The organism is Streptococcus sp. AS20, assembly GCF_000524255.1.
In the GTDB taxonomy this organism is placed as follows: domain Bacteria; phylum Bacillota; class Bacilli; order Lactobacillales; family Streptococcaceae; genus Streptococcus; species Streptococcus constellatus.
On the sequence record NZ_JANS01000009.1, the window covers coordinates 1 to 24701 of the forward strand.

Sequence of the window (24701 nt, forward strand, 5' to 3'; positions counted from 1 at the left end):
CGTTTTATAAATCTTTTTAACATGTTGAACATCTAATAATGTCATCGTTTTTCTCCTATCTATTTTAAAATCCTAAGTAGAGAGTTTGAACAGATTGACGAACTGCATAGCCAAATTCTGCTCGTTCAATTTCTTTCAAACTAGGTTGACCTTGTGAAGTTTTGCTTTTGAATTGTTTTTTCAATCGTCTCATCTTCTGCTCCTTCTTCTTTCTGACAAGTTTATTGTAAGATATCTTGTGGTGTTCATCCATAACTTAATCTTTCATTTATTGCTTTTATCTTACATTTTTGTAAGATTCATTTTTGCACTAGATAAGCAATCAGAGCAATCAACCAGAGATGAGCAGGGTAAAATACATAAAAGAAATATTTACTCCACTTAGTCACAGGACCGCGCTCACCATTATAGAGCGAAATGAATGGCAGCACTGTAATAAAGAGCCAATCCGAATTATAAAGCATCATTGAGAGGGTTGTAACCCATGTCGGATAAATCTGAATGCTCATACAAAATAGGGCAAGCGCTAAAATACCATACAGCAGATTTCGTAAGTTTTTCTTTTCTCGACAGATATACGTAATCAGCATAAATGGAATCAAGGGCAGGCCACCTTCCGTTATGAAACTAGCTGCCAGCAAAACAAGAATCCCCAGAAGAAAACGAATAGGATTTTCTTTCATTCGATAAGTATGATTACTCTTGGAAATGCCGAAAAAAAGATTGAGCACAAGCACGCCACATGCCAAGGTTAAGAAAATATTATTGTTGAGCTGAACGCTTTTTGCCTGGAAAAGAAAATTGATAACTGTATTTCCTATAAACATAATAGCAGCCCAAGAAAAGAGACGGAAATTGTAAAGCAAACGGCTGCGAGTATAAATAAAACCTTCCACTGCTGCAAAAGCAAACCAAGCTGCAACACAGCGTGTCAAAGCATGAAAAATACCAGCCCATTCCCCCGATAACAAACCTGGTATTTTATCCAGATGATCAAAGATCATGAGAAAAGCCATTAACAATTTTAGCTGAAAAGCATTTAAACCTTTTGTTTTCATTTTAGTTTCTCCTAAATATGAACTTATTTTCTAACTCTATGATACAAAAAAAAGAAAGGTTGCCACCATAACATAACCTTTCATTTGTATCGTTTTTTCTTACACTTTTGTAAGATTGTCAGCTCATTCAAACAGCAGTTTCTGCTCTTTAAACGTAACCATGACAGTTGTCCCTTCACCTACAACCGACTGCAAGTGCAGTTCATGTCCTAACTCGTCCGCAATCTTCTTAGACAGGTAAAGTCCTAAACCAGATGATTGCTGGGTTAAACGACCGTTATAACCAGAGAAGCCACGCTCAAACACACGCAAAATATCACTGTTTTGAATGCCCAGACCTGTATCTTTCAGATAAAGCGTATCATCTTTAAAATAAATCTCAATGCCACCTTGACTGGTATATTTCAGACTATTTGAGAGAATTTGCTCCAAAATCACCACAAACCATTTTTTGTCCGTAATAATCGTTTGTTTCAAATCATGCAAGTCCAAACTTAAACCTTGCTGAATAAAGAAAATGGCATATTTTTTGACAACTTCCTTGACCATTTCCTCTATGTTTTCTTTCTGGACACTCAAATCATCATGAAAACTCTCCAAGCGCAAATATTGCAACACCAGATTGGTATAAGAATCGATTTTAAAAATTTCTTGTTCCAGCTGCTTTTTCAGTGTTTGCTCACCCAAATCCTGCACCAAAAGCTTACTAGCAGCAATCGGTGTTTTTATCTGATGCACCCAAAGTGTATAATAATCCAGCAAATCATTCTGCCTAACTCGCTCCTGCGCTTTCAGCTCCTTTTTTTCATCCTCTAATTTTTCTATTTTGGAAAATAGCAGAGCTTCTAAAGGTGTATCTGCTTGTCCCTCGCCATATAAAGCAGCTCGTCGAAAGTTTTGATAGTGCTTAACAATATCAAACACAAGACCAATCATGCTAAGCAAACACAGCATCAACATGACATAGTACAATACAGCCTGCGCATCATCATACAGTAAACTAAAAGCAAATAATATCACATAAAATATCAGCAGAATAATAAAAGAAAATTGACGCGAACGCAGATAATATCTGAAAAACAACCATTTATTTTGAGAATTCATTCGTCAATCCGTACCCAATTCCTTTCTTGGTTTCAATAAAATTTTTCAGTCTAGCATCTTCTAATTTCTTGCGCAGGCGGGCGATATTGACTGATAAGGTATTGTCATCAATAAAGAAATCACTGTTCCAAAGTTCTTTCATGAGATCATCACGCGAAACAATACTGCCAGAATGCTCAAATAGCACACGCAGAATTTGAAATTCATTTTTCGTTAACGTAATCACTTCTCCATCATACATCATATCCATGGACTTGAGATTGAGAATAACCCCATGGTATTCCAACAAACTTTGATCTGTCCCAAATTCATACGAACGACGCAAGAGTCCTTGAACCTTAGCCAACAAGACATTATTATCAAATGGCTTCGTCACAAAATCATCTCCGCCCATGTTAATCGCCATGACAATATCCATCGCCTGATCACGTGAAGATAAAAACATAATAGGCACTTTAGAAATCTTGCGAATTTCTTGGCACCAATGATAACCATTAAATAACGGTAGACCAATATCCATCAGGACTAGATGCGGTTCTTCCTTAACAAAAATCGTCAACACCTGCATAAAATCCTCTACAGCAATCACCTCAAATCCCCATTGTTCCAGCATTTTTTTGACTTGTTGACGAATGACGGCATCGTCTTCCACTAATAATATCTTGTGCATGCTATCCCTCTCTTCTGTTTTCTTTTTCTATTATAACAAAGACTTGATGAAATATGCTATACTAACAGTAAATCTACGAAAGAGAATGACTATGGGAAATATTTTTAACTATTTAGAAGACATACAATACGATAACATCTATGATCAGCCCTTTACAGAGCTGGATTTTTTGCTCCTAACCGAAATTACTTACTTAAACTACGATACAATCGTCACGGACAGTCTTGAACTACAAAAAGCGAGCCGTTTAATTGATGTACCACAATATATGTCTGAAGTAAACTCCCTGATGAATACCAAACATCGCTTAAAGCTTTTGACGCAGGCTGCTATAGTGAAGCGTTATAAAAACCTCAAACTCTTTGGTTATGTAAACGATATTGATCTTGAGATGCAAAAGCAATTTGCCGCTATGGTTTATAAAATTAACTTAGACACCTATGTCATTGCTTTTCGCGGAACAGATGATTCCATTATCGGCTGGAAAGAAGATTTCCATATGACTTATATGGAACATGTCCCTGCCCAGCAAACTGCTGTGCACTACGTTCAAAAGGTTATGAAGGCATTTCCAAAAGCCACCTTTATCTTGACCGGACATTCCAAAGGTGGTAATCTAGCGACTTATGCTAGCAGCCAAGTAGAGCCTGCTTTGCAAGATAGAATCAAGCAAATCTACAGTTTTGATGCTCCAGGATTAAACCATACGATTATTGAAACAGAGGGATATCAAAGCATTGCTTCAAAAATCAAACGCTACATTCCGCAGGGCTCTATCGTCGGAATGATGCTGGAAACGCCTAAACAAGCTCACATTGTTAAAAGCGTAGCCATTGGTGGAATTGCTCAACATGACACTTTCTCTTGGCAGATTGAAAATAAGCACTTTGTTTTACTTAACACGCTCAATCCAGACAGCATTCAGACAGACAAAACTCTAAAAGAATGGGTGGATGCTGTTCCAGATGACGATCTAAAAGATTTCTTTGATGTCTTTTTCGGTCTCATTTTAGACGCTCAAATTACATCTATTGATGAATTTTTCCAGCCCAACAGTATCAAGAAATTACTGACTATTGTCCAAAATGCCCAAGCCCTAACAGACCAAGAAAAAGAAATGCTGAACCGCTTAACTCGACTCCTCATTTCAATCCGTTACCAAACTTGGATTGATGATTTTAAAACACCCAATCCAGCCACTTTTATGACCGATATGCGAGGGAATTGGGCTAGTCTGGCGGAGAGGTTTTCATTTTTAAATAAAGATGAATAGTACTTTAACTAATTTAATCAAAAAATGAATGACTAGTCACATTTGTAAGACCGTCATTCATTTTTTATTCTAATATTATTCTTTCTAAATCACCCAATCAAACTCCCATTTGGCACGCTTGGGTCAACACTCAGAAGTGTCAACTGATCGCCATATTCGGCTGAGAGAATCATGCCTTGACTGATACGCCCCATCATTTTGCGTGGCTTAAGGTTGGCTACGATTTGTACTTTCTTACCGACTAACTCTTGTTCGTTTGGATAGTATTTAGCAATCCCAGAGAGGATTTGACGATCTTCTGTGTCTCCGGCGTCCAAGCGAAATTGGAGTAATTTATCACTCCCTTCCACTTTAGAAACTTCTTTGACTTCTGCGACACGAATTTCCAGCTTATCAAAGTCGTCAAATTTGATTTCTTTACGGTTGAGTGTGAGTTCTATTTCTTCTGGCTTCCATTCCTTCTTAATAGCTGGCTTGCCACTTTCCATCTGCTCTTTGATATAGGCAATTTCTTCGTCCATATCAAGACGTGGGAAGATTGGTGTCCCTTTGGCAACTACTTTAATACCCGTTGGCAGTCCTGCTAAATTTAGATTTTCTAGGTCAAAATCTGCCTCCAAACCAAGCTGTTCCATGATGGCATTTGATGTGGTCATCATAAATGGCTGAATGAGGTGAGCCACCACGCGTAGGCTGGCTGCCAAATGCGCCATAACCGCTGCTAAGTCATCACGTTTAGCTTCATCCTTAGCCAATACCCACGGAGCTGTCTCATCAATGTATTTATTGGTACGAGAAATAATATTCCAAACCGCTTCAAGGGCGCGTGGATAATCCACAGCATTCATTTGTTTGTGGTATTGTGCCAAATTATCAGCAACTACTGCTGCCAAATCAGCATCGAAGTCCGTCACATTTTCCACATAAGCAGGAATCTCACCACCAAAATACTTGTTAATCATGGCAACGGTACGGTTGAGGAGATTACCAAGGTCATTGGCAAGTTCATAGTTGATACGACCAACATAATCTTCTGGCGTAAAAGTGCCATCAGAACCGACTGGAAGACTACGCATGAGATAATAGCGAAGCGGATCAAGTCCGTAGCGCTCTACCAGCATTTCTGGGTAAACGACATTTCCTTTAGACTTAGACATCTTGCCGTCCTTCATAACAAACCAACCGTGGGCAATCAGGCGCTCTGGTAATTTCAAGTCTAACATCATGAGCATAATTGGCCAATAAATGGAGTGGAAGCGCAGAATGTCTTTCCCAACCATGTGGAAGACTGTACCATTCCAGAACTTATCAAAGTTGGCATGGTCATCTTGACCGTAACCAAGAGCTGTTGCATAGTTGAGAAGGGCATCAATCCATACGTAAACCACGTGCTTAGGATTTGAAGGTACTTTAACGCCCCACGTAAAGGAGGTACGCGAAACTGCTAAATCTTCCAAACCGGGCTCAATAAAGTTCTTGATGATTTCATTCATACGACCATCTGGCTGGATAAAATCAGGATGTGCATGGAAAAATTCTACCAAACGGTCAGCGTACTTACCCAAACGCAAGAAGTAAGATTCTTCTGACACCCATTCAACTTCGTGACCTGATGGGGCAATTCCTCCGATAACCTTGCCAGTTTCATCACGGAAAACTTCTTCTAACTGACTTTCAGTGAAAAATTCTTCATCAGAAACAGAGTACCAGCCTGAATATTCACCTAAGTAAATATCATCCTGAGCCAAGAGACGTTCAAAGACATCTGCCACAACTTTTTCATGGTAGTCATCAGTTGTGCGGATAAATTGATCATAAGAGATATCCAACAATTCCCAGAGTTCTTTTACTTCTTCTGCCATTCCATCCACATATTTCTGAGGAGTTATGCCCGCTTCTTCTGCTTTTTGTTGAATCTTTTGACCGTGCTCATCAAGCCCTGTCAAATAAAAAACATCATACCCCATGAGACGCTTGTAACGAGCGAGGACATCACAAGCAACAGTCGTATAAGCACTCCCTATATGGAGCTTGCCAGATGGGTAATAAATCGGTGTCGTAATATAAAATGGTTGTTTTTCAGTCATTTTTTAATCCTTTCAAGGCGAATGAAACCTTTTTTGATAACACTTTATTATAACATATTACACAGCTTTTTAAATGAAAAATAGAGTTGACTCACGTTATGCTCATAATCATTAGTATATTATTCTTGCTTAAATCTTATGCTTAGTATAAAATAATAATATTGAATGAGGCTTGTTTTATATGAATTTAGTATGTTATAAATGAGTTTTCGTTCTCTACACCACGTTTTATGAGGAGTTATGGAAATGAGCGAAAAACGAATGAAAATGATAGGTTGGGTGGCGACATTCATGTCTGTTATGATGTATGTATCTTATATCCCACAAATTATGGATAATTTAGCTGGACATAAGGGAAACTTTATCCAACCTTTGGTAGCTGCAATCAACTGTAGCCTTTGGGTTTATTATGGTTTGTTTAAAAAAGAACGCGATTTACCACTTGCTGCTGCAAATGCTCCAGGTATTGTATTTGGACTTATTACTGTACTAACAGCAATGTTTTAACCCTGATTGAATTGTCTTACTGTCCTATCTGACAGTAAGGATTTTTGTTGACAGTTCTTACAATAATAGAATTACAAACAAAAACTCTGATTTACTCAAAAACAAAAGCTCTATCTAAATGGACTAGTCAGATAGAGCTCTATTTTTTTATATTTGTACCTTTTTAGAAAAAGATTTTTTAGTATTCCTTTACTATATTTAATGCTATCTGTTTTTAAACTATATTTTCAACAGCAGCTTCATTTTTCACCTTTTTATCTCACATAAGCTTCGCAGCACCTTTATCCTGATTTCTCTGCAAGATTCCTAGCAAGATCTCCTTTTCTATTTTTCGCTTTTATCTATTCAAAAAGGAAAATCGTTTTAATACGTCACGACACTCAGGTTTCCGCTTTCATATTCTGCGATGAAGATATTAGAAATATCAGTATAGCCTTCCTTAGCGAGCCTCTCGATTAACCATTCTTCTGTTTTGTCAATAGACTCTAAAATATCAATCTGGATGACACCATCTGTGATAATGGGGTATTTCGGATTTTCCTCACCTGCTTGTACGACAATAAGCTGACCGTTTTGTTCCATGACTGCTCGCTTGACCTGCTTTAGTTGAAAAATTCCTTGACTACGCAACTTCAGAGCCACATCAGCCGCTGAAAGGCCAACGGAGCGGCAAGCTTCAGGGCTCAACTTCCCGTGCTGAATCAGGGTAGTCGGTTTACCATCAATCAAATGCTTGACTGCCCGAATATTGTTATTGAGCCATTTTAGAGTCAAAACTAAGATCGTCCACATAATGAGGATGATCGCATACTGGAGAATGTTAATAGAACTATTGTAAATCACCCCACCAATAATACCACCTAGAACATAATTTTGAATCTGGTCGATCGCGGAATTAGGTGCCAGATTTCCTTTTCCTGTCACATTGATAACAAACACGAGTGAAAACAGCCCCAACGCTAATTTAATCAAGATTTCAAGAAAATTCAATGTCATTTTTTAACCTCCACTAATTTGATATCTGTTGTCTTATGCAATTTAATTTTTTCCAGTAAATACTTATCTGGCTCACTGCCACTCATAGCTCGATAAAAATCTTTTCCAACTTTTAAAATTGCTCCATCCGTCGCAGCTGAAGTGTTGACATAAACCTCTGACTTATCTACTCCCAAATCTTTTGAAATAACTTCAATAAAATGAAGAGAGGTTTGGAACTGGTTATTAGAGGCTTGATTCGTCTGAAAAGTGCTAATCCCAATCAGAACGATAGCAATCAAAGACAAAATGGAGATAATCGCCAATTCACGAAATTTCGAATCGCGCTTATTTCGATAAGCCTTAAAAGCAAAAAAACCTGTCACAAGTAACAACAAAATAGAAAGTCCAATCGTCCCCCAGTTTTGCTGGTCGATTTGACTCAAAACATAATCATAAGAATAAAATTTCATTTTATCTCCCTCTATTTTTTCGGTCTATTATAGAAAATTTTTCAATATTTTTCAATATTTCTAGAAATCGTATTTTAACAAGATAATAGGAGCGAGACAAAAATTAGTAACTCAAAGAGTTCAATTTTGTCGTCCCACTCCCACAACGATAATTAGACTAAAAAAGTTTCAAGCTAAACAGCAACTGTGTCGTACAAGTCGCATCATAAACATCTGAAATAAGGGTCTTTCTTTTCAAATCCAATCTAGCAATGAATCAGTGTATCCTTTTAGATAACCGGTAAGAATAAATCATTGGCACTACAATCATAATGATTAGAATAAAAACAAGCACGAACGTAACTGCAATCTGAACGAAACCATTAAAGAAAATGATAATACCACCAATCACCCAAATTTTACCAGCCAGACGATGTGTCTTTATCCAATTATCATCATTATCCAAAGTCCATGGCAAACGTATACCAACCGTATAATTGCGACGAGTTTTTGGCATGTAATTCCCAATAGCAATAAATAGAACTCCTAAAAACATACCATTCATCAGAGCATGATTAACTGCATAACCCAAGGCTTGCGCGTAAATAACTGTCATGACTAAACAAGATGTCAAAGGAATAATCCAATAAACCAGATGCCACATTTTCAAGCTAATATTCTTAGATTTAGGATCCTTGCTAGTCACAAATAAACAAAACCAATGTAGAAGCAGCAGAAAACTAGGAATACCAAAAACTGTAAACCCTCGACTACTGAATCCATTTACTTGATTCGAAAAATCAAAATGCGTTGCGACTGTTTGGGGCAACTGTTGCCAGAAAAGGCAGCCTATCAACATAGGCACCAAAATACTAGCACTCGTTAGTATCAATAGTTTTTTATCAATCTTCATTAATCTTATCTCCTTTCAATTCAGCTAACCAAACTACAATGTCTTCCAAGACTGAAGTATTGAGTTCATAATAGATATAATTTTTCTGGCGCGTCTCCAAAATCAAATCTGCTTTTTTTAAAATATTAAGATGGTGCGAAATGGTAGCTCCCGTCAATTCAAACTGGTCTGCTATTTCCCCAGCGGACAGACTGCCCATTTTTAGCAAATCTAAAATCGCTCTTCTCACAGGATGAGATAAGGCCTTAAAGGTATTAGCGAAACTCATGAGTTTCCCTCTTTTCTTTTTGTAAAATGGCTAGCGCTAAACACAAGAAAGGTAAAACTGCCAGAAGTCCTGTGGGTGTCGGACCTAGAATACGCAAGGCTAATGCTTTTTCTGTTGGCAATTGAAATAAAAGACCCACGCCAACAATGGCATTAACAGCACCGTGCAAGAGTGCTGGAGCCCAGATAGAATTCGTCTTTTCCATCACCCAACTTAATAAAATGCCTAAACTAAAACAAAAAACAAACATTGCAATCACTCCCAGCCAAGGATATGCAAAATAAGTTAGTCCATAATTATATCCCTGCAAATTAATTGGCAGATGCCAAATACTCCAGATAAGTCCAACTAATAAGTGCGCTTGAACTATTGAAAAACGCTTGCGTAGTGCTGGATAAAGATAACCACGCCACCCAATTTCCTCACCAATAGCAAACAGACTATTAAGAAAAGGCGCATACGTCAAAGCTGAAAATAGTTGTGCAAAAATAACGACCTGTATGGGAAGATTTATTTGAGGACTACCTGTTCTTCCCAGCATTTCTCGCAACGTCTCAAAACCAAGACTAAACTGTTTGCTAAAGACGATGTAATACAGTCCTGCTCCTAAAAAACTCAATACCGCAGGCAGCCAAAGCGCTAATAAATAATAGCGCCAACATCCTTTGAGATTTGTTGAAAATTGAGCCTGTAATTTCATGTTTGCTGATCTCATTTTCTTTAAGATAAAAAAAGCAAAAGCTGGCATCCACATGGCAAGAATAGTTCCAGCCTGAGCGATAGGCTCGCCAAGCTTGACATCAGCTAACCATAGCCCAATCCAAATCAACCAAGCTAAGCTATAAGATAAAAAAATAAAAGTAAGCATATCCGTTTTCTTCGACATTTAAGTTACACTTTCTATTTAGATAATCTTCTAAATAGAATTATACTCTTTCTTTTAAAAAACACAAGACCTATTTAGATTTTTTTCTAAATAGTTTTAAAAAAGAAAGAGGGCAGGACAAAATCAATAACTTAAAGAGTTGGATTTTGTCATTCCGCTCCGCAGCAGCAATGATTAGCTCCAGTAGTCCGAGGAACTGTTGAAGGCTACAAATACAGCTAACGAGATCAGCGTCAATAAACTTGATTAAAACTTTGTTATTGCTTTCTACGAAAGATCTATTTAGCACCTGCCACATTTTTTGAGTAAACCACACTAAACTGCGTTTTACAAACAATATTATTATAAAAACATTTTCCCAAATCTCTTTTACAAAATCAAAGATACTATCAAAACAAGAAGAACAGTAAGAATAGAAAGTGTCACAGCCAGACTTACCCAAAAACCAGCTGTGTTCCTTGGATTGATCCCAATTCCCACACCGATTTCTTTAGGTATCCAAAATGGTTCAGTAGAAGATTGCTTTCCCTTCAAACGAAGTAACCTAATAAGGTACCAAATAAAGAATATGAATAAAACAATATGTAACAATAGTCCTCCCATTATATCTCCTTTCACCAGTATTATACACTTTACTCTCCTTTTTACAACCTCAAACTCGCCGAGTCAGTCATTTTTTGATACAATAGAAAAAAATGAATCTAGAAAAGGTATCTATATGAAACTCATTTCTTGGAATATTGACTCTCTCAACGCAGCTTTGACCAGCGACTCCGCACGCGCGCAATTGTCACAAGCTGTTTTACAGACTTTAGTAGGATTAGACGCTGATATTATCGCCATTCAGGAAACTAAATTATCTGCTAACGGACCAACTAAAAAACATCTAAAAGTTTTGGATGAATTATTCCCACATTATGAAACTACATGGCGCTCTTCTATAGAACCTGCACGTAAAGGTTATGCTGGAACTATGTTTTTATACAAAGAGAATCTATCTCCAAAAATAACCTTCCCAGAAATCGGTGCACCTTCTACTATGGATGCCGAAGGGCGTATTATTACCCTTGAGTTTGAAAAATTCTTTGTCACACAAGTCTACACTCCCAATGCAGGTGATGGTTTAAAACGTTTAGAAGAACGACAAATCTGGGACAAAAAATATGCTGACTATCTAACAGCTTTAGACATAGAAAAACCTGTCCTTGCGACAGGGGACTACAATGTAGCTCACAATGAGATTGACCTCGCTCATCCTTCTAGCAACCGTCGCTCACCTGGATTTACAGATGAAGAACGATCCGGATTTACCAATCTGTTAAATCGTGGTTTTACTGATACTTTCCGTTACATTCACGGCGATATTCCAAATGTTTATAGCTGGTGGGCACAACGCAGCAAGACCAGCAAAATCAATAACAGTGGCTGGAGAATTGATTACTGGCTGACCAGCAATCGAATTGCAGATAAAGTAACCAAGTCAGAAATGATTGACTCAGGTACAAGGCAAGACCACACACCAATTGTATTGGAAATTGAGTTATAAAAAAAGAGGTTTCCCCTCTTTTTTTTCAATCAAAATGGTACAACTGCGGATATTGATCGCATTTAGGATTTCTAGGATGGCAAATTTCGCGTCCAAAGCAAATCATAGCCTGATGCGCAGGCAACCATTCACTTTTTGGTAAAACTTCCATCACTCGTTGTTCAACGTCTAGCGGGGTAGCTGACTTTTTGACAATATCATGGTGTTTGCAGATTCGCTCCACATGGGTATCCACTGCAAAAGCAGGAATACCAAATCCAACACTCATAACCACATTTGCTGTTTTGCGTCCCACACCCGCCAGACTTTCTAATTCTTCACGTGCATGAGGTACCTGCCCATCAAAATTAGCGAGCAATTGCTGAGCACACTTTTTCAAAAATTTAGCTTTATTACGATACAGTCCCAGACGAGCGATATAGCTAGCAATTTCGCTTTCTGACGCCCCAGCCATTTCTAATGGAGTCGGATAAGCTTTAAAAAGGGTTGGTGTAACCGTATTAACCGCTGCATCTGTTGTTTGAGCTGACAATATGACCGCTACCAGCAGTTCAAAATGATTTCTAAAATTTAGGCTGGGCTTGGCATCTGGAAATAGGGCAATTATCTCCTCAATCACCTTTCGTGCACGTTTTTTTGATAAAACCATTTTTCCCCTTTCCCTTTGTTTATTAAAAATATTATAACATGAACGCCAATGATACCAAAATGTAGAGCTTAAAAAAGTGGGACAACCGTCATGGTTTCAAAGAAATCCATTTCGTCATCTCACTTCCTTTTTATTCTATAAATCTAATGTCGCATACTCTGTACGGTAGCCTATTTGCAGGATTTTTCCATCTTTTTCTAAGATTGGACGCTTGATGAGCATGCCATCTGCTGCTAGAAGATCTGCGGCTTCCTCAATTGACAATCCTGATAGTTTGTCTTTCAAACCTAACTCACGGTATTTAAGTCCACTAGTGTTGAAGAAAGATTTAAGGCTCAAATCAGAATTTTCAATCCAAGTTAGAATCTCCTCTTTACTCGGTGTTTCTTTGACAATATCTACTGCTTCAAAGTCCAAACCCAATTGGTTTAATTCAGTTTTAGCTTTGCGACAGGTCGAACATTTTGGATATTCAATAAATCGTAACATATTTTCTCCTCCATTTATCATTTATCTAAAGCTTTCTCGTTAAGCTCAACGCCCTCATGCTCCAAAAGCCACCGTTTCTTGTCCAGCCCCCCAGCATAGCCAGTTAGTTGTCCTTGACTGCCTAGCACCCGATGACAAGGAACGATGATAGAAAAAGGATTTCTACCTACAGCACCGCCAACAGCCTGCGCAGAACGATTACCTAACTTCTTTGCTATCTGACCATAAGTAACTGTTTCTCCGTAAGGAATAGTTTGCAGATAAGCCCAAACTTGTTGTTGAAAATTTGTCCCAACAGAAGCTAAAGGAAGACTCGAAAAATCTGGACAATCTCCGCTAAAATAGTGTTCTAGCAAAAGTTCCGTTTCTTTCAAAACGTCATTTTTTTCCAGAAGCAGGTTTCCTTCTTCTAAACCATGTTCAAAATATTTCTGCTGTAAAAACCAAACTCCAACAAGACCTGATTCATTAGCAACAAGAGACATTTCTCCTAAAGGAGAGAGATACATTTGTTTGTAAAAAATCATGATTTTTCTCACTATTTCGCTTGTTCATGGTACCGTGCATAAAGCGAACTTTTATTCAATCCGTATTTTTTTGCCACTTGTTTGATAGCCTGATTTTTCTTTGTCCCCGCTGCTACTAACTGTTCAATCTCTACCAACAAATCCGCTTCTGACTGTTCAACCTCTTCTTCCTTAAAACCTTCTACGATTAACAAACATTCGCCTTTTAGTGGATTTTCCGTAATAAAGCCAATCACTTCCGAAATCAAGCCGCGCTGGTATTCCTCATAAATCTTAGTTAATTCCCGTACTAGTACTACAGAACGATCCCCATAGATACTGAGCATATTTTCTAAAGTAGCTTTGACCCGATGAGGAGATTCATAAAAAATCTGAGTTTCAGGATAAGATTTCTTACTTTCAAAAAATTCTTTCTGTTGTCCAGCCTTGCGTGGCAAAAATCCATAAAAAACATGAGGTTGCGGAGCTAGACCGCTTGCTATCAACGCTGAAATTCCCGCACTCGGTCCAGGCACAGTTACTACTGCGATTCCCTCAGCAATAGCAGCCTTGACTAAATCATGCCCTGGATCAGAAATACTAGGCAAACCTGCATCCGAAACCTGAGCAATATCCTGCCCGCTTTTCAGCAAACGAATCAAATCAGGAATTTTTTCTTTGGCATTATGCTCGTGAAAGCTAATCTGCTTCGTCGCAATACTAAAATGTTTAAGTAAAAGACCAGTATTTCTGGTATCTTCTGCTGCAATGAAATTGACTTCTGTCAAAGTATTCACCATGCGGATACTCATATCTTCCATGTTCCCAATCGGAGTTGCCACTAGATAGAGCTTTCCATAAGGCGACTGATCTTTAAAACTTTTTTGAATCTGCATGCCTACTCCCTAAACAGCAACTCGTCACAAAACATGCATTCTGCATCATTTTCACGGCGTTGGCCATAAAAATCCGTACAGACATGAAAACCGTCTTCGTATAATTTACGCAGATTATCGCGATTTCTTTTTGTTTTTGGTGTTGTTGTATGCTCCACTTGGCCCAATCGCTCTCGTAATTTATCATTTTCCAAACGAAGCGCTACGTTTTCTTCTACTACGCCTTTCAGATTTTTCTTAATTGCCTCTACTTCTGCCAAAGTCACAAGCAGATTTTGAGAAAATTCATCCAGCGCATCAAATAATTCTTTTTTATTCATCCTCACTACCATTTTCCTATGCTAATACAGCACATCAGATTCTTTCTTGTAACACCATATATTCGAGTGCATTTTGAAAACTAACATTTGCTTGCCACATTTTCCTCGCTGTAAATATACCGTCTAAGTAATAGCGTCCACACTCTGTTTCCATCTCTTTAGCAAATAAAATTTCCAGCACCTTCAAAGCCTGTCCTTGCTTTTCCTTATCATCAGCCAGACTAGCTAACTTCGCAACCTGCAAATAGGCGATTGCTTTTTGATTCAAGCAAAAAGATACAAAACATTCACATTCATTAACTAGTTCAAAAAATGATGAACTAGCTGCCAAACGCATAGCTTCTTCTTCCGTCTGACTGTAAACCGTCAACAATTCTGCTTGCGTCTTCATCACTCCAGCTTGTTCTAATTTCTTAAACAAATATGCTTTATTTTTCGGAAAATAAAATTGCTGCGCTCGACTTTTAATGGTCGGCAAAATAAGGTTTTCGTCTGCCGTCAGTAAAAAAATATACACTTCACTTTGCGGCTCTTCGATGACCTTTAACAGTGAATTAGCCGCATTGACATGCATTTTTTCTGCGTCACAAATGATAAAAACTTGCTTGTTGCTCTCAAATCCTGACTGCGAAAAATTGCGTACCAATTCTCTGACTCGCTCTGTCTTTATAATATTATTGATTGGTCGAACAACCGTCATATCTGAAAAATCCTCTTCCTCAATCAAACGACAATTTCGGCATTCTCCACAAGGCAAGACACCATTTTTATTAGTGCAAAATAAACTCTGAGCTAAACATTTAGCCATCTCAAAACTGCCGAAAGCTCCTGTAAACAGATAAGCATGATTCAGACGATTCTGCTGTAAAATTTGTTCAAAACGCTCAAACAAGACTGGCTGTAACTGAGCTAATTCTTCTATTTTCATCTTAGACTCTCAACATGCTCTGCTAGCACTGCTACCGTATCGGAAATTACTTTTTCAAGTGGCTGACTGGCGTCAATCCTTTTCATACGATTTGGCTCTTTTTCAAGAATAGATAAATATCCTTCACGGACTCGTTTATGCCATTCCACACTTTCTTGATCTAAACGATCTGCTCCCCTATCCTTACTTTTAGCAATGCGGGCTAAGCCTTCTTCTGCTTCAATATCAAAATAAAGAGTCAAATCTGGCTTCAAACCGTCTGTCGCAAAATTATTTAGCCAGTCAATGTCTGCTACCTTGAGCCCGCGACCAAATCCTTGATAAGCAACAGAACTATCAATAAAACGGTCTACTAACACAAGCTCACCGCGGTTCAAGGCTGGTACGATGCGCTCAACCAAATGCTGCCTGCGGCTGGCAATATAAAGGAGCAATTCTGTTTTTTCATCGATTTCTGTATGCTTAGGATCTAAAATAATATCACGGATTTTTTCAGCAACCTCTACCCCACCAGGTTCTCGCGTTGTGATAAACGCCTGCCCTTTTGTTTCTAAAATAGGAATCAAAGCTTCTAAAACACTTGATTTCCCTGCACCATCTGGTCCCTCTAAAGAGATGAACATTCCTTTTGACATAGTAACTCATTTCTAATTTTTCTATTCTCTATTTTATCAAAAAAAGAAAGAAAAATCACCGACAAAAAAACTTTAAAAATTAGTTTCAAAATTGTACATAAGCTTTCAAGATTTGATACAATAGAGTGTGCAGAAACTATTAGGAGGTTATCATGTCTAAGTTTAAAAACTATCTGACGATTATTCTAGGAGCTGGAATTTTTGCTTTCGCCATCAATTATCTGATTATTCCAAATCATTTGTATGAAGGGGGCGCGACTGGGGTGACTCTCATCACATACTATCTACTTAAAATTCCTGTTTCACTGATGAATCTCATCATCAACATTCCTCTTTTCATCATTGCCTGGAAAGTCTTTGGCTCACGGCTATTATACTCTAGCATCTTAGGAACCTTTGCAGTCTCTGGTTGGCTGACTATCTTTGAGAAAATTCCTTTCGTGATTAACCTTGAAGGCGATCTCGTAATTGTAGCGCTCCTAACAGGGGTTATTGCTGGCGTTGGACTGGGAATTGTTTTCAATGCTGGTGGCACCACTGGTGGTACGGACATCATTGCTAGAATCGCTAACAAGTATACGAACATCTCCATGGGAAAATTGATGTTTACTGTAGACTTCTGCGTCCTTATTTTCACTGTACTTGTTTTTAAAGATGTTCGCCTAGTGACTTATACCTTGATTTTTGTCTTTATCGCTTCACGAGTGATTGACTTGATTAGTGAAGGCGGTTATGCTGGTAAAGGATTTATGGTGATCACAAATCATCCAGAAGAGTTAGCAAAGAAAATCGATGAAGATCTCGGCCGCGGGGTTACTTTCATCAATGGACAAGGTTACTATAGTGAAAACAACTTAAAACTCATTTACTGTGTCGTTGGACGGAACGAAATGCAAACGATGAAAAATGTGATTCATAGTGTTGATCCACGTGCCTTTATTACGATTACAGATGCTCATGAAATCCTGGGTGAAGGCTTTACTCTAGATGCTAATAAACAACCACTTCAAAGATAATAACTATAAAAAACGCATGCTACCAGTTTTTACTGATTCCATGCGTTTTTATTTTGCTATAAAGCTTTTGCTGAAGTACGGGTTATATCCTCAACCTGAATGTCTTTATCTTCAAATTTTGCTTTCAAAGCTAGCAAATCAATATCGCCATCGATTTGCACTTCAATAACAACTTTCCCATCTTTTCGTGGAATATTGACAGCATTAGAGATATTAAGATTTTCTTCAACAATTAAATGCACAATTTTTTCCAACACACCGACTTCATCTTCTGTAATGAAGCGGACACGAATGCCTTCTTCTCCATAGCCAGCAATTTCCAGAAAGGCTCTAAAAACATCACGATCTGTAATAACACCATAAACTTGTTGGTTATCCACAACCGGTAAAATCCCAATCTTATTTTTTAACATTAAATAAGTTGCATCTTCCAAGCTAGCGAATTGCGACACTGTCACCACATCACGAATCATGACATCTTTGATTTTGGTCTTGTTTAACAAATAATTCATCTCATAAATAGACAAACTTGTTGCTTTTGAAGGACTTGCTTCTGCAATCGTTCCTTCAGTCACCAAACCGACCAATTGGTCATTTTCAATAACGGGAAGTCGATGAAGTTCCTGCGCCCGCATGATATCTGCCGCATGTGCTACTGTCGTATCTGGACTAATGTATACCACTTTTCGTGTCATAAAATCTTTAACAGCCATGGAAATTCTCCTTTATCTCTAATTTTTAGTTCTATTATACTGTATTTTTCAGCTTATTTCAAACGCTTTCAAAGTCATTGTTCCGCTTTCCAATAATAAATTAGTGAATAAAAAAGAAGCAGAAAACCACTTCTTTTTGTCCTCGTTTCACCCACCAAGATAAGCTTTGCGAACTTCATCAGAAGCGAGCAATTCTTTTCCTGTGCCAGACAAAACAATGTTTCCTGTTTCTAAAACGTAGCCACGGTCAGCAATCGAGAGCGCTTTATTAGCATTTTGCTCAATCAATAAGACAGTTGTGCCTTGCTTTTGAATATCTTGAATAATATCAAAAATTTCTTGGATGAAAAGAGGAGCCAATCCCATTGAGGGCTCATCTAAAAGCAAGAGTTTAGGAGTAGACATGAGAGCCCGTCCCATGGCAAGCATCTGCTGCTCACCTCCAGAAAGAGTTGCAGCATCTTGATTCTTACGCTCTTCCAAACGCGGAAAACGTGAAAAAACTTTCTTTAGATTTGCTTGATTTTCATCACGATTTGTTTTCAGAAAGGCACCCATTTCCAGATTTTCCATAACGGTCAAACCTGAGAATACATGGCGTCCTTCCGGTACCTGAGACAGTCCTGCCGCCACAATTTTCTGAGCAGGAACTTTCTGAATTTCATTTCCTAAAAACTCAATTTTTCCTGAACTTGGACGAACCAGTCCTGAAATTGTCCGAAGAATCGTCGTTTTTCCAGCACCATTTGCACCAATAAGAGAAACAACTTCTCCTTCATTGACTTCAAAACTGACATCTCGGACTGCCTGAATCATGCCATAATGGACAGAAAGATTCTCAACTTTTAGCATAGACATTAGGCTCCACCTCCCAGATAAGCTTCGATAACACGTTTATCATTTTTAATCTCATCAGGAGTCCCATGTGCAATCAACCGACCATATTCTAATACATAGATTCGCTCAGTTACTTCCATGACGAGGCTCATATCGTGCTCAATCAACATAATTGTGATTTGAAATTCATTTTTAATACGACGGATTAACTCTGTCAATTCTGCTGTTTCCTGCGGATTCATTCCCGCAGCAGGCTCATCTAAAAAGAGAATTTTGGGTTCTGTTGCTAGAGCACGCACAATTTCCAACCGCCGCTGCTGTCCGTAAGCTAAATTTTTAGCAAGAGTCTCTGCTTCTCCGTCTAAGTCAAAAATTTTCAGTAATTTGAGAGCTTTCTCACGCAATGCTGCCTCATTTTTATAGAAAGCTGGCAAACGAAAAAAGCTAGCAAAGACATGTGCTTTGTGATGATTTCCAAAAGCAATCAGGACATTATCTAGCACTGTCAAATCCTTAAATAATCGAATATTTTGGAATGTGCGACTAAGCCCTAACGAAGCAATCTTATAAGGAGCCTTGCCATTGATCAAATGGCCATCCAAGGTCACGCTTCCCTCACTTGGTTCATAAACACCCGTTAACAAGTTGAACAACGTTGTTTTTCCTGCACCGTTTGGGCCAATGAGACCGACTAATTCCCCATCATTCAGCTCCAAGGTTACATCACCAACAGCGGTCAGCCCGCCGAAATTTTTTGTTAGATTTTTTACATCAAGAAGCGCCATTAGTTGACCTCCTTATCATTTTTAAAAAAGCGTGAGAAGTTCAATTCCCAAGTACCAAGAAGTCCACCTGGTCGGAAAATCATCACTAAAATCAAAGCAAGAGAGTAAATAATCATACGAATACTTGCCACATTTTGTAGCACCATGTTTAAGATACCTAAGAGAATTGCTGCAACAATAGTACCTGTCATAGAACCAAGACCACCAAAGACCACGATAATCAAGACATTGATACTATTGATGAAGGTATAATCTTTCGGCACAACTGAACCAATAAATCCAGCCTGAAGTGAGCCTGCAATACTAGCTGTTATAGCTCCGAAGACAAACGCAACCACTTTAATTTTAGTAGTGTTGACCCCTACAGATTCTGCCGCGATTTCATCTTCACGAACTGATAAGGTTGCTCGTCCAATTGGACTCCGCAAAAAATTGATGGTCAAAATAGTTGTAATAACTACAAAGAAATATACCATTTGCCAATTGGTAAAGGCAGGAATACCCAAGATACCCGCAGCTCCATTGGTCAAATCACCACCGTTAATGATTAAAATGCGAATGATTTCAGAGACCCCAAGCGTTGCAATCGCTAAATAATCACCTTTCAAGCGAAGAGTAGGAATCCCGACAATCAAAGCTACTGTTCCTGCAATCAACGCTCCTAATACCATAGCTGCAAAAAAGGCCGGATAAGTAGCTGATTTCGAGCCAATAATCGCAGCTGCATAGGCGCCAATTGCCATAAATCCAGCATGTCCCAGAGAAAATTGACCTGAAAAGCCAACAATCAAATTTAAACCTACTGCCAAAATGATGTTAATACCAATTTGTTGTAAGATTTGTAGATAAAAATCATTCAAAACTCCTGCACTAGCAAGCAAGGTAATCAACCCATACCCAGCAAGAAGGAGAACAAACCATAAAATATTTATTTTTAAATTCTTCTTCATAGCTTACACCTTCTCTTTCACATTCTTACCAAGAATCCCTGCAGGACGAACGAGTAAAATTAAGATTAAAATACCATACACAATCGCATCACGGAAATCTGACATACCAAAAGCTGTTGCAAAGGTTTCTAACAAACCAATGACAAAGCCTCCTAATGCTGCTCCGGGGATAATGCCAATCCCACCAAGAACTGCAGCAACAAACGATTTCAACCCTGGAGTCATTCCCATCAATGGTTCAAGGGAATTATAATAAAGCGCAATGAGCACACCTGCCGCTCCTGCCAAAGCAGAACCCAAAGCAAAAGTGAAACTAATCGTCCGATTGACATTAATTCCCATTAACTGCGCTGCATCGCTATCGACCGAAACTGCCCGCATGGCTTTCCCCATTTTTGTTTTTTGAACGATGACTTGTAACAACACCATTAAAATTAGGGAAACAGCCAAAATCATTAATTGGATATTGGTGAGACTAATCGGTCCAAAACTATAACGAACCGTTTCAATCACTTGGGGGAACGAACGAGTATTGGCTCCTACAAAATACACCATCACGTACTCCAAGAAAAACGAAACACCAATTGCAGTAATCAAAGCTGCAATTCGAGTCGAATTTCTCAACGGGCGATAAGCTAAAAATTCGACTAGTACGCCTAAAGTCGCTGTCCCAATCATTGCCAAGATTAAGGCAAGGAAAAAATTAAGATGAAGGGAATTTATCAAGAAATACCCCATAAAAGCACCCATCATGTAAATATCTCCATGAGCGAAATTGATGAGTTTGATAATTCCATAAACCATGGTATAGCCGAGAGCAAGCAAAGCATAGACGCTCCCTAAAATTAGACCATTAACAAGTTGTTGGAGCATGGCCACCACACTTTCTAAATATAATATCGATCAAAGGATGATGTGGTGATTCACATCTTTCTTATCCTATCGCAAAAAAGAGTGAGTAAGTCGCGGTTTCAAAGAAATTAGTTCTCCTCACCCTCTATTCCAAGTTTGAGCAAAAGAAGTCGTCAGTTCCTTTTTCTCACCTTATAGCTGATTGATGTTAAACAATTTAAGACCGATCTAGCAGTTAGTCTATCTTACAAATCATAATGAGCTACATTCTTAACACTAAGATATCTATCCTAACTATTTCTTTTAATCCACATAAAGAGAAGTAACTATCTACGATGTCCACCATAAATAGTTACTCTTCTATACACTATAAAATATATTTTAAGCAGTTCTTTATGAAAGATTATGGCTTAACTGTTTCAGCTGCTGTGACTTTCCCATTATTCATGGTCATCATAAAGGCTGTTTTAACAGTGTTATGATTCTTGTCAAAGCTGGTATCACCTGTTACACCTTCAAAATTCTTTGTCTTGGCAAGATTATCTTTGATGTCAACAGATGTTTTCGCACCCTTGGCAGCATTGGCAACAAGATAAACAGAGTCGTATGCTAGTGCTGCAAATGTTGAAGGTTCTTCATTGTTGTATTTAGCCTTGTAAGCTTCTAGGAATTTCTTAGCTTTCGCTGAGACATCAACTGTCGAAGAAAAACCTGAGATGTAGTAGATATTTGAGGCTTTGGCTGGAGTTGCTTGTTGGACAAATTCCTCACCATTAAAGCCGTCACCACCAACGATTGGTTTATCAATTCCCATACCACGCGCTTGATTGACAATTTTACCAGCTTCAGTATAGTAACCAGGGATGACAATTGCATCAAAATCTTTCCCTTTCATCTTGGTCAAAGCTGCTTGGAAGTCCGTATCACCAGCGACAAATTTTTCATCTGCAACAATCTTGCCTTTATACGCATTGCGGAAAGCTTTTGCAACACCTTTAGCATAATCACTTGAATTATCCGTATAAAGCACAACTTTTTTCGCTTTTAACGTTTCTGTAACATACTTAGAAATAATCTTCCCTTGGAAACTGTCTTGAAAAGTCCCAATGAATAAATACTCTTGATTTTTTGTCAAGCCATCTTGAGTAGCACTAGGTGAAATCAATGGTACACCTGCTTTTGTTGCATTAGAAACAGCTGCTGCCGTTGCACCAGAAGTCGCAGGTCCTACAACTGCATTGACTTTCGATTGGGTTACTAAGTTGGTCGTGACAGAAGCTGCTTCTGCTGTTTCAGATTTATTATCTTTGTCCACTACTTCTAGTTTTTTTCCGTCAATACCACCTGCTTTATTGATTTCTTCAACTGCAAGCTGAGCGCCTTTTTGCTCGGCTGTACCATAAGCAGCTGTTGCGCCTGTCTCTTCAAAGTTGAATCCAATTTTAATAGTCTTATCAGCAACTTTTGTACCTGTTGCATTAGATCCACCTGACTTCACTTCCCCACAAGCGGCAAGAAGAGCAACGCTTGCAAGAGCAACAAATGATAGCGCAATTCTCTTTTTCATATTCTTAACTCCTTGTTTCAAAATAATATGTTAAGAATATACCGAATTATCTGACAATTGTCAAGTAGTCAACAGAATTTTTTTACATGTTTACGTTTTCCTTCTCTCTAAACAAACTTCCAACGAAGTCTGTATCCAATTCTTGAATATGACAAACCCGTACTTGTTTGACATATTTTTCCTTAGATAGTTTCTCAACAATACCATCTACTTGCGCAGTATCTACATACAACTGGAGATAACGATGCTTTTTAGAATGATAGATAATATCACCAATGGACGCAATTCTTTTTATGTCACGATTATAATATAAATAGACAATGATACCTGTTCGTTCTTCTTTTTTAAACATGAGTTTTCTTTCTAACATTTTTTCATTTATAAGTATATCAAAAAAATGCCCATCAGAGGACATTTTTTTCAGATAATAGCAAAGAGAGCATTAGTTCAAGTTGTTATTTGCCATGATTTCATCAATGAAACCATAATCTAGCGTTTCTTGAGCACTCATCCAGTAGTCACGTTCAGCATCTTTATGAACTTGCTTAACGGTCTTACCAGAGTTATCTGCAAGAATTTTTTCCAAATTGTTTCGAGTTTTCAGCAAATGTTCAGCAGCAATCGCCATATCGGTTTGTTGCGTACCGCCACCAGTTCCACCCATTGGTTGGTGAATCATGTACTCTGCATTTGGCAACATAAAGCGTTTGCCTTTAGCACCACTTGAAGCGATGATGGTTCCCATGGACGCAGCCATTCCCATGACAATTGTTTGAACATCTGATTTGATGAAGTTCATTGTATCAACAATCGCTAGACCCGCCGATACAGAACCTCCTGGTGTATTGATATAAAGATAAATATCCTTTGTACTATCTTGAGCGTCTAGGAAAAGCAATTGGGCAATAATGGAATTGGCCATGTTGTCTTCAACTGCTCCAGTGAGCATAATAATGCGATCTTTTAAAAGACGTGAGTAAATATCGTACGAGCGTTCCCCACGGCTTGTTTGTTCAATAACTACAGGAATCATTGTATTCTCCTTTTCATCTGATATTTTAATCTGACCAACAATTCTTAGTAAGATTTTTCAAATATGAGACTATTATAGCCTTTTGGTCAAAAAAGGTCAAACATAAAACTTATTATTTTGTACCAAAAAGACGATCTCCTGCATCTCCCAATCCTGGAACAATGTAGCCATTTTCATTCAAGTGATCATCAAGGGCTGCCGTAAAGATTTCCACGTCTGGGTGAGCTTCTTGTAAAGCTTTCACGCCTTCTGGAGCCGAAACAAGACAGACAAATTTAATATTGTGTGCTCCACGTTTTTTCAGTGAATCAATAGCTAAAATAGCTGAGCCACCTGTTGCTAACATCGGATCCACTACGAAAATTTGACGTTGGCTAATATCTTCCGGTAATTTCACAAGGTATTCAACTGGTTTCAAAGTTTCTTCATCACGATACATTCCAATATGTCCGACTTTAGCAGCTGGTACAAGACTCAAAAGACCATCTACCATACCAATACCTGCACGTAAGATTGGGACAATAGCTAATTTTTTACCAGCTAGTTGTTTTTGAACTGTCTTTGTAATGGGTGTTTCAATTTCCACATCTTCTAATGGTAAGTCACGTAAAACTTCATAACCCATTAGCATAGCAATTTCATTTACTAACTCACGAAAAGCCTTGGTAGATGTATCTGTACGGCGTAAGATAGACAATTTATGCTGAATGAGCGGATGTGCGATCACTTGAAATTTTTCCATGATTGGTGTTCCTTCTTTCAATTTATTCTTCTTATTATAACAAA

Annotated in this window: 31 protein-coding genes; 4 read left to right on the plus strand and 27 right to left on the minus strand. The window is 38.2% G+C overall.

Annotated elements, in window-relative coordinates; all coding sequences use genetic code 11:
* Positions 1–64: 64 nt before the first annotated feature.
* The 4 genes from HMPREF1514_RS09760 to HMPREF1514_RS04520 all read right to left on the minus strand — a co-directional run bounded on the left by HMPREF1514_RS09760 (position 65) and on the right by HMPREF1514_RS04520 (position 2832).
* Entirely contained in the window at positions 65–193 is a 129-nt protein-coding gene (locus HMPREF1514_RS09760; protein ID WP_006269833.1) for a hypothetical protein, read from the minus strand.
* Between the two features lie 106 nt (positions 194–299).
* Complete coding sequence (locus tag HMPREF1514_RS04510; protein ID WP_037597580.1) at positions 300–1058, minus strand: TraX family protein; 759 nt, start codon at positions 1056–1058, stop codon at positions 300–302.
* A 123-nt stretch (positions 1059–1181) separates the two neighbouring features.
* A complete protein-coding gene (locus tag HMPREF1514_RS04515) occupies positions 1182–2162 on the minus strand; it encodes a sensor histidine kinase (protein WP_006269847.1) in 981 nt (326 codons plus the stop codon).
* Entirely contained in the window at positions 2146–2832 is a 687-nt protein-coding gene (locus HMPREF1514_RS04520; RefSeq protein ID WP_037597582.1) for a response regulator transcription factor, read from the minus strand. The genes HMPREF1514_RS04515 and HMPREF1514_RS04520 overlap by 17 nt, the downstream gene beginning before the upstream one ends.
* A gap of 91 nt (positions 2833–2923) precedes the next feature.
* On the opposite strand from HMPREF1514_RS04520, the gene HMPREF1514_RS04525 reads away from it, so the two are divergent.
* A complete protein-coding gene (locus tag HMPREF1514_RS04525) occupies positions 2924–4105 on the plus strand; it encodes a DUF2974 domain-containing protein (RefSeq protein WP_037597584.1) in 1182 nt (393 codons plus the stop codon).
* An 89-nt stretch (positions 4106–4194) separates the two neighbouring features.
* Here HMPREF1514_RS04525 and metG read toward each other — a convergent pair whose 3' ends face one another.
* Positions 4195–6192, minus strand: a complete 1998-nt coding sequence (metG, locus tag HMPREF1514_RS04530) for a methionine--tRNA ligase (RefSeq protein WP_037597585.1) — start codon at positions 6190–6192, stop codon at positions 4195–4197.
* A gap of 246 nt (positions 6193–6438) precedes the next feature.
* On the opposite strand from metG, the gene HMPREF1514_RS04535 reads away from it, so the two are divergent.
* Positions 6439–6699, plus strand: a complete 261-nt coding sequence (locus HMPREF1514_RS04535; RefSeq protein WP_006267469.1) for a SemiSWEET family transporter — start codon at positions 6439–6441, stop codon at positions 6697–6699.
* A gap of 363 nt (positions 6700–7062) precedes the next feature.
* Here HMPREF1514_RS04535 and HMPREF1514_RS04540 read toward each other — a convergent pair whose 3' ends face one another.
* From HMPREF1514_RS04540 to HMPREF1514_RS04570, 6 genes are all read right to left on the minus strand, one after another.
* Positions 7063–7695: a DUF421 domain-containing protein gene (locus HMPREF1514_RS04540; protein ID WP_003025578.1), complete on the minus strand. Its 633-nt coding sequence runs from the start codon at positions 7693–7695 to the stop codon at positions 7063–7065.
* On the minus strand, positions 7692–8147 hold the full coding sequence (locus HMPREF1514_RS04545) for a DUF3290 family protein (RefSeq protein WP_037597588.1): 456 nt from the start codon (positions 8145–8147) through the stop codon (positions 7692–7694). Before HMPREF1514_RS04545 ends, HMPREF1514_RS04540 begins: the two co-directional genes overlap by 4 nt.
* A gap of 256 nt (positions 8148–8403) precedes the next feature.
* Complete coding sequence (locus HMPREF1514_RS04550) at positions 8404–9039, minus strand: SdpI family protein (RefSeq protein ID WP_037597589.1); 636 nt, start codon at positions 9037–9039, stop codon at positions 8404–8406.
* Positions 9029–9307 carry an autorepressor SdpR family transcription factor gene (locus tag HMPREF1514_RS04555; protein WP_037597592.1) on the minus strand — a complete coding sequence of 93 codons (279 nt, stop codon included), beginning with the start codon at positions 9305–9307 and terminating at the stop codon, positions 9029–9031. Before HMPREF1514_RS04555 ends, HMPREF1514_RS04550 begins: the two co-directional genes overlap by 11 nt.
* Positions 9294–10193: a CPBP family intramembrane glutamic endopeptidase gene (locus HMPREF1514_RS04560; RefSeq protein ID WP_037597595.1), complete on the minus strand. Its 900-nt coding sequence runs from the start codon at positions 10191–10193 to the stop codon at positions 9294–9296. The genes HMPREF1514_RS04555 and HMPREF1514_RS04560 overlap by 14 nt, the downstream gene beginning before the upstream one ends.
* A 369-nt stretch (positions 10194–10562) precedes the next feature.
* Positions 10563–10796 (minus strand): hypothetical protein, encoded by a 234-nt coding sequence (locus tag HMPREF1514_RS04570; RefSeq protein ID WP_020997663.1) that lies wholly within the window; start codon positions 10794–10796, stop codon positions 10563–10565.
* A gap of 115 nt (positions 10797–10911) precedes the next feature.
* Here HMPREF1514_RS04570 and HMPREF1514_RS04575 point away from each other — a divergent pair, with 115 nt between their 5' ends.
* Positions 10912–11739 (plus strand): exodeoxyribonuclease III, encoded by an 828-nt coding sequence (locus HMPREF1514_RS04575; protein ID WP_024052028.1) that lies wholly within the window; start codon positions 10912–10914, stop codon positions 11737–11739.
* 25 nt (positions 11740–11764) lie between these two features.
* Here the strand turns inward: HMPREF1514_RS04575 and nth are convergent, their stop codons facing one another.
* From nth to tmk, 7 genes are all read right to left on the minus strand, one after another.
* Positions 11765–12388 carry an endonuclease III gene (gene nth / locus HMPREF1514_RS04580; RefSeq protein WP_037597604.1) on the minus strand — a complete coding sequence of 208 codons (624 nt, stop codon included), beginning with the start codon at positions 12386–12388 and terminating at the stop codon, positions 11765–11767.
* A 135-nt stretch (positions 12389–12523) separates the two neighbouring features.
* Positions 12524–12877: an arsenate reductase family protein gene (locus tag HMPREF1514_RS04585; protein ID WP_003034329.1), complete on the minus strand. Its 354-nt coding sequence runs from the start codon at positions 12875–12877 to the stop codon at positions 12524–12526.
* 17 nt (positions 12878–12894) lie between these two features.
* A complete protein-coding gene (locus tag HMPREF1514_RS04590) occupies positions 12895–13404 on the minus strand; it encodes a methylated-DNA--[protein]-cysteine S-methyltransferase (RefSeq protein ID WP_006269848.1) in 510 nt (169 codons plus the stop codon).
* An 11-nt stretch (positions 13405–13415) separates the two neighbouring features.
* Complete coding sequence (gene rsmI, locus HMPREF1514_RS04595) at positions 13416–14279, minus strand: 16S rRNA (cytidine(1402)-2'-O)-methyltransferase (protein WP_037597606.1); 864 nt, start codon at positions 14277–14279, stop codon at positions 13416–13418.
* A 2-nt stretch (positions 14280–14281) separates the two neighbouring features.
* Positions 14282–14599, minus strand: coding sequence for a DNA replication initiation control protein YabA (gene yabA / locus HMPREF1514_RS04600; protein WP_003025601.1), 318 nt, complete (start codon positions 14597–14599; stop codon positions 14282–14284).
* A gap of 34 nt (positions 14600–14633) precedes the next feature.
* Entirely contained in the window at positions 14634–15527 is an 894-nt protein-coding gene (locus HMPREF1514_RS04605) for a DNA polymerase III subunit delta' (RefSeq protein WP_037597608.1), read from the minus strand.
* Positions 15524–16162 carry a dTMP kinase gene (gene tmk / locus HMPREF1514_RS04610; RefSeq protein ID WP_037597610.1) on the minus strand — a complete coding sequence of 213 codons (639 nt, stop codon included), beginning with the start codon at positions 16160–16162 and terminating at the stop codon, positions 15524–15526. The genes HMPREF1514_RS04605 and tmk overlap by 4 nt, the downstream gene beginning before the upstream one ends.
* Positions 16163–16314: 152 nt before the next feature.
* Between tmk and HMPREF1514_RS04615 the strand changes: the two genes are divergently transcribed.
* Positions 16315–17178 (plus strand): YitT family protein, encoded by an 864-nt coding sequence (locus HMPREF1514_RS04615; RefSeq protein WP_003070041.1) that lies wholly within the window; start codon positions 16315–16317, stop codon positions 17176–17178.
* Between the two features lie 56 nt (positions 17179–17234).
* On the opposite strand, the gene HMPREF1514_RS04620 is transcribed toward HMPREF1514_RS04615, so the two are convergent.
* The 9 genes from HMPREF1514_RS04620 to upp all read right to left on the minus strand — a co-directional run bounded on the left by HMPREF1514_RS04620 (position 17235) and on the right by upp (position 24657).
* Positions 17235–17891: a CBS domain-containing protein gene (locus HMPREF1514_RS04620; protein ID WP_003070042.1), complete on the minus strand. Its 657-nt coding sequence runs from the start codon at positions 17889–17891 to the stop codon at positions 17235–17237.
* Positions 17892–18038: 147 nt separating this feature from the next.
* On the minus strand, positions 18039–18749 hold the full coding sequence (locus HMPREF1514_RS04625; protein ID WP_003070044.1) for an ABC transporter ATP-binding protein: 711 nt from the start codon (positions 18747–18749) through the stop codon (positions 18039–18041).
* Complete coding sequence (locus HMPREF1514_RS04630; protein ID WP_003070045.1) at positions 18749–19513, minus strand: ABC transporter ATP-binding protein; 765 nt, start codon at positions 19511–19513, stop codon at positions 18749–18751. Before HMPREF1514_RS04630 ends, HMPREF1514_RS04625 begins: the two co-directional genes overlap by 1 nt.
* The gene (locus HMPREF1514_RS04635; protein ID WP_003070047.1) at positions 19513–20463 is read right to left on the minus strand and encodes a branched-chain amino acid ABC transporter permease; all 951 of its coding nucleotides are present in this window, start codon (positions 20461–20463) and stop codon (positions 19513–19515) included. Before HMPREF1514_RS04635 ends, HMPREF1514_RS04630 begins: the two co-directional genes overlap by 1 nt.
* Positions 20464–20466: 3 nt before the next feature.
* Entirely contained in the window at positions 20467–21336 is an 870-nt protein-coding gene (locus tag HMPREF1514_RS04640; RefSeq protein WP_037597613.1) for a branched-chain amino acid ABC transporter permease, read from the minus strand.
* 382 nt (positions 21337–21718) lie between these two features.
* Positions 21719–22882 (minus strand): ABC transporter substrate-binding protein, encoded by a 1164-nt coding sequence (locus tag HMPREF1514_RS04645; protein ID WP_006269829.1) that lies wholly within the window; start codon positions 22880–22882, stop codon positions 21719–21721.
* Between the two features lie 82 nt (positions 22883–22964).
* On the minus strand, positions 22965–23234 hold the full coding sequence (locus tag HMPREF1514_RS04650) for a DUF2129 domain-containing protein (RefSeq protein ID WP_037591113.1): 270 nt from the start codon (positions 23232–23234) through the stop codon (positions 22965–22967).
* 90 nt (positions 23235–23324) lie between these two features.
* Positions 23325–23939, minus strand: coding sequence for an ATP-dependent Clp protease proteolytic subunit (locus tag HMPREF1514_RS04655; RefSeq protein ID WP_225791046.1), 615 nt, complete (start codon positions 23937–23939; stop codon positions 23325–23327).
* A gap of 88 nt (positions 23940–24027) precedes the next feature.
* Complete coding sequence (gene upp / locus HMPREF1514_RS04660) at positions 24028–24657, minus strand: uracil phosphoribosyltransferase (RefSeq protein ID WP_003025639.1); 630 nt, start codon at positions 24655–24657, stop codon at positions 24028–24030.
* Between the last annotated feature and the right edge of the window lie 44 nt (positions 24658–24701).

Bases quoted from the DNA above. Each gene is read 5' to 3' on its own strand.
- HMPREF1514_RS09760 (WP_006269833.1), bottom strand. From the start codon at position 193: ATGAGACGATTGAAAAAACAATTCAAAAGCAAAACTTCACAAGGTCAA.
- HMPREF1514_RS04510 (WP_037597580.1), bottom strand. From the start codon at position 1,058: ATGAAAACAAAAGGTTTAAATGCTTTTCAGCTAAAATTGTTAATGGCT.
- HMPREF1514_RS04515 (WP_006269847.1), bottom strand. From the start codon at position 2,162: ATGAATTCTCAAAATAAATGGTTGTTTTTCAGATATTATCTGCGTTCG.
- HMPREF1514_RS04520 (WP_037597582.1), bottom strand. From the start codon at position 2,832: ATGCACAAGATATTATTAGTGGAAGACGATGCCGTCATTCGTCAACAA.
- HMPREF1514_RS04525 (WP_037597584.1), top strand. From the start codon at position 2,924: ATGGGAAATATTTTTAACTATTTAGAAGACATACAATACGATAACATC.
- metG (WP_037597585.1), bottom strand. From the start codon at position 6,192: ATGACTGAAAAACAACCATTTTATATTACGACACCGATTTATTACCCA.
- HMPREF1514_RS04535 (WP_006267469.1), top strand. From the start codon at position 6,439: ATGAGCGAAAAACGAATGAAAATGATAGGTTGGGTGGCGACATTCATG.
- HMPREF1514_RS04540 (WP_003025578.1), bottom strand. From the start codon at position 7,695: ATGACATTGAATTTTCTTGAAATCTTGATTAAATTAGCGTTGGGGCTG.
- HMPREF1514_RS04545 (WP_037597588.1), bottom strand. From the start codon at position 8,147: ATGAAATTTTATTCTTATGATTATGTTTTGAGTCAAATCGACCAGCAA.
- HMPREF1514_RS04550 (WP_037597589.1), bottom strand. From the start codon at position 9,039: ATGAAGATTGATAAAAAACTATTGATACTAACGAGTGCTAGTATTTTG.
- HMPREF1514_RS04555 (WP_037597592.1), bottom strand. From the start codon at position 9,307: ATGAGTTTCGCTAATACCTTTAAGGCCTTATCTCATCCTGTGAGAAGA.
- HMPREF1514_RS04560 (WP_037597595.1), bottom strand. From the start codon at position 10,193: ATGTCGAAGAAAACGGATATGCTTACTTTTATTTTTTTATCTTATAGC.
- HMPREF1514_RS04570 (WP_020997663.1), bottom strand. From the start codon at position 10,796: ATGGGAGGACTATTGTTACATATTGTTTTATTCATATTCTTTATTTGG.
- HMPREF1514_RS04575 (WP_024052028.1), top strand. From the start codon at position 10,912: ATGAAACTCATTTCTTGGAATATTGACTCTCTCAACGCAGCTTTGACC.
- nth (WP_037597604.1), bottom strand. From the start codon at position 12,388: ATGGTTTTATCAAAAAAACGTGCACGAAAGGTGATTGAGGAGATAATT.
- HMPREF1514_RS04585 (WP_003034329.1), bottom strand. From the start codon at position 12,877: ATGTTACGATTTATTGAATATCCAAAATGTTCGACCTGTCGCAAAGCT.
- HMPREF1514_RS04590 (WP_006269848.1), bottom strand. From the start codon at position 13,404: ATGATTTTTTACAAACAAATGTATCTCTCTCCTTTAGGAGAAATGTCT.
- rsmI (WP_037597606.1), bottom strand. From the start codon at position 14,279: ATGCAGATTCAAAAAAGTTTTAAAGATCAGTCGCCTTATGGAAAGCTC.
- yabA (WP_003025601.1), bottom strand. From the start codon at position 14,599: ATGAATAAAAAAGAATTATTTGATGCGCTGGATGAATTTTCTCAAAAT.
- HMPREF1514_RS04605 (WP_037597608.1), bottom strand. From the start codon at position 15,527: ATGAAAATAGAAGAATTAGCTCAGTTACAGCCAGTCTTGTTTGAGCGT.
- tmk (WP_037597610.1), bottom strand. From the start codon at position 16,162: ATGTCAAAAGGAATGTTCATCTCTTTAGAGGGACCAGATGGTGCAGGG.
- HMPREF1514_RS04615 (WP_003070041.1), top strand. From the start codon at position 16,315: ATGTCTAAGTTTAAAAACTATCTGACGATTATTCTAGGAGCTGGAATT.
- HMPREF1514_RS04620 (WP_003070042.1), bottom strand. From the start codon at position 17,891: ATGGCTGTTAAAGATTTTATGACACGAAAAGTGGTATACATTAGTCCA.
- HMPREF1514_RS04625 (WP_003070044.1), bottom strand. From the start codon at position 18,749: ATGTCTATGCTAAAAGTTGAGAATCTTTCTGTCCATTATGGCATGATT.
- HMPREF1514_RS04630 (WP_003070045.1), bottom strand. From the start codon at position 19,513: ATGGCGCTTCTTGATGTAAAAAATCTAACAAAAAATTTCGGCGGGCTG.
- HMPREF1514_RS04635 (WP_003070047.1), bottom strand. From the start codon at position 20,463: ATGAAGAAGAATTTAAAAATAAATATTTTATGGTTTGTTCTCCTTCTT.
- HMPREF1514_RS04640 (WP_037597613.1), bottom strand. From the start codon at position 21,336: ATGCTCCAACAACTTGTTAATGGTCTAATTTTAGGGAGCGTCTATGCT.
- HMPREF1514_RS04645 (WP_006269829.1), bottom strand. From the start codon at position 22,882: ATGAAAAAGAGAATTGCGCTATCATTTGTTGCTCTTGCAAGCGTTGCT.
- HMPREF1514_RS04650 (WP_037591113.1), bottom strand. From the start codon at position 23,234: ATGTTTAAAAAAGAAGAACGAACAGGTATCATTGTCTATTTATATTAT.
- upp (WP_003025639.1), bottom strand. From the start codon at position 24,657: ATGGAAAAATTTCAAGTGATCGCACATCCGCTCATTCAGCATAAATTG.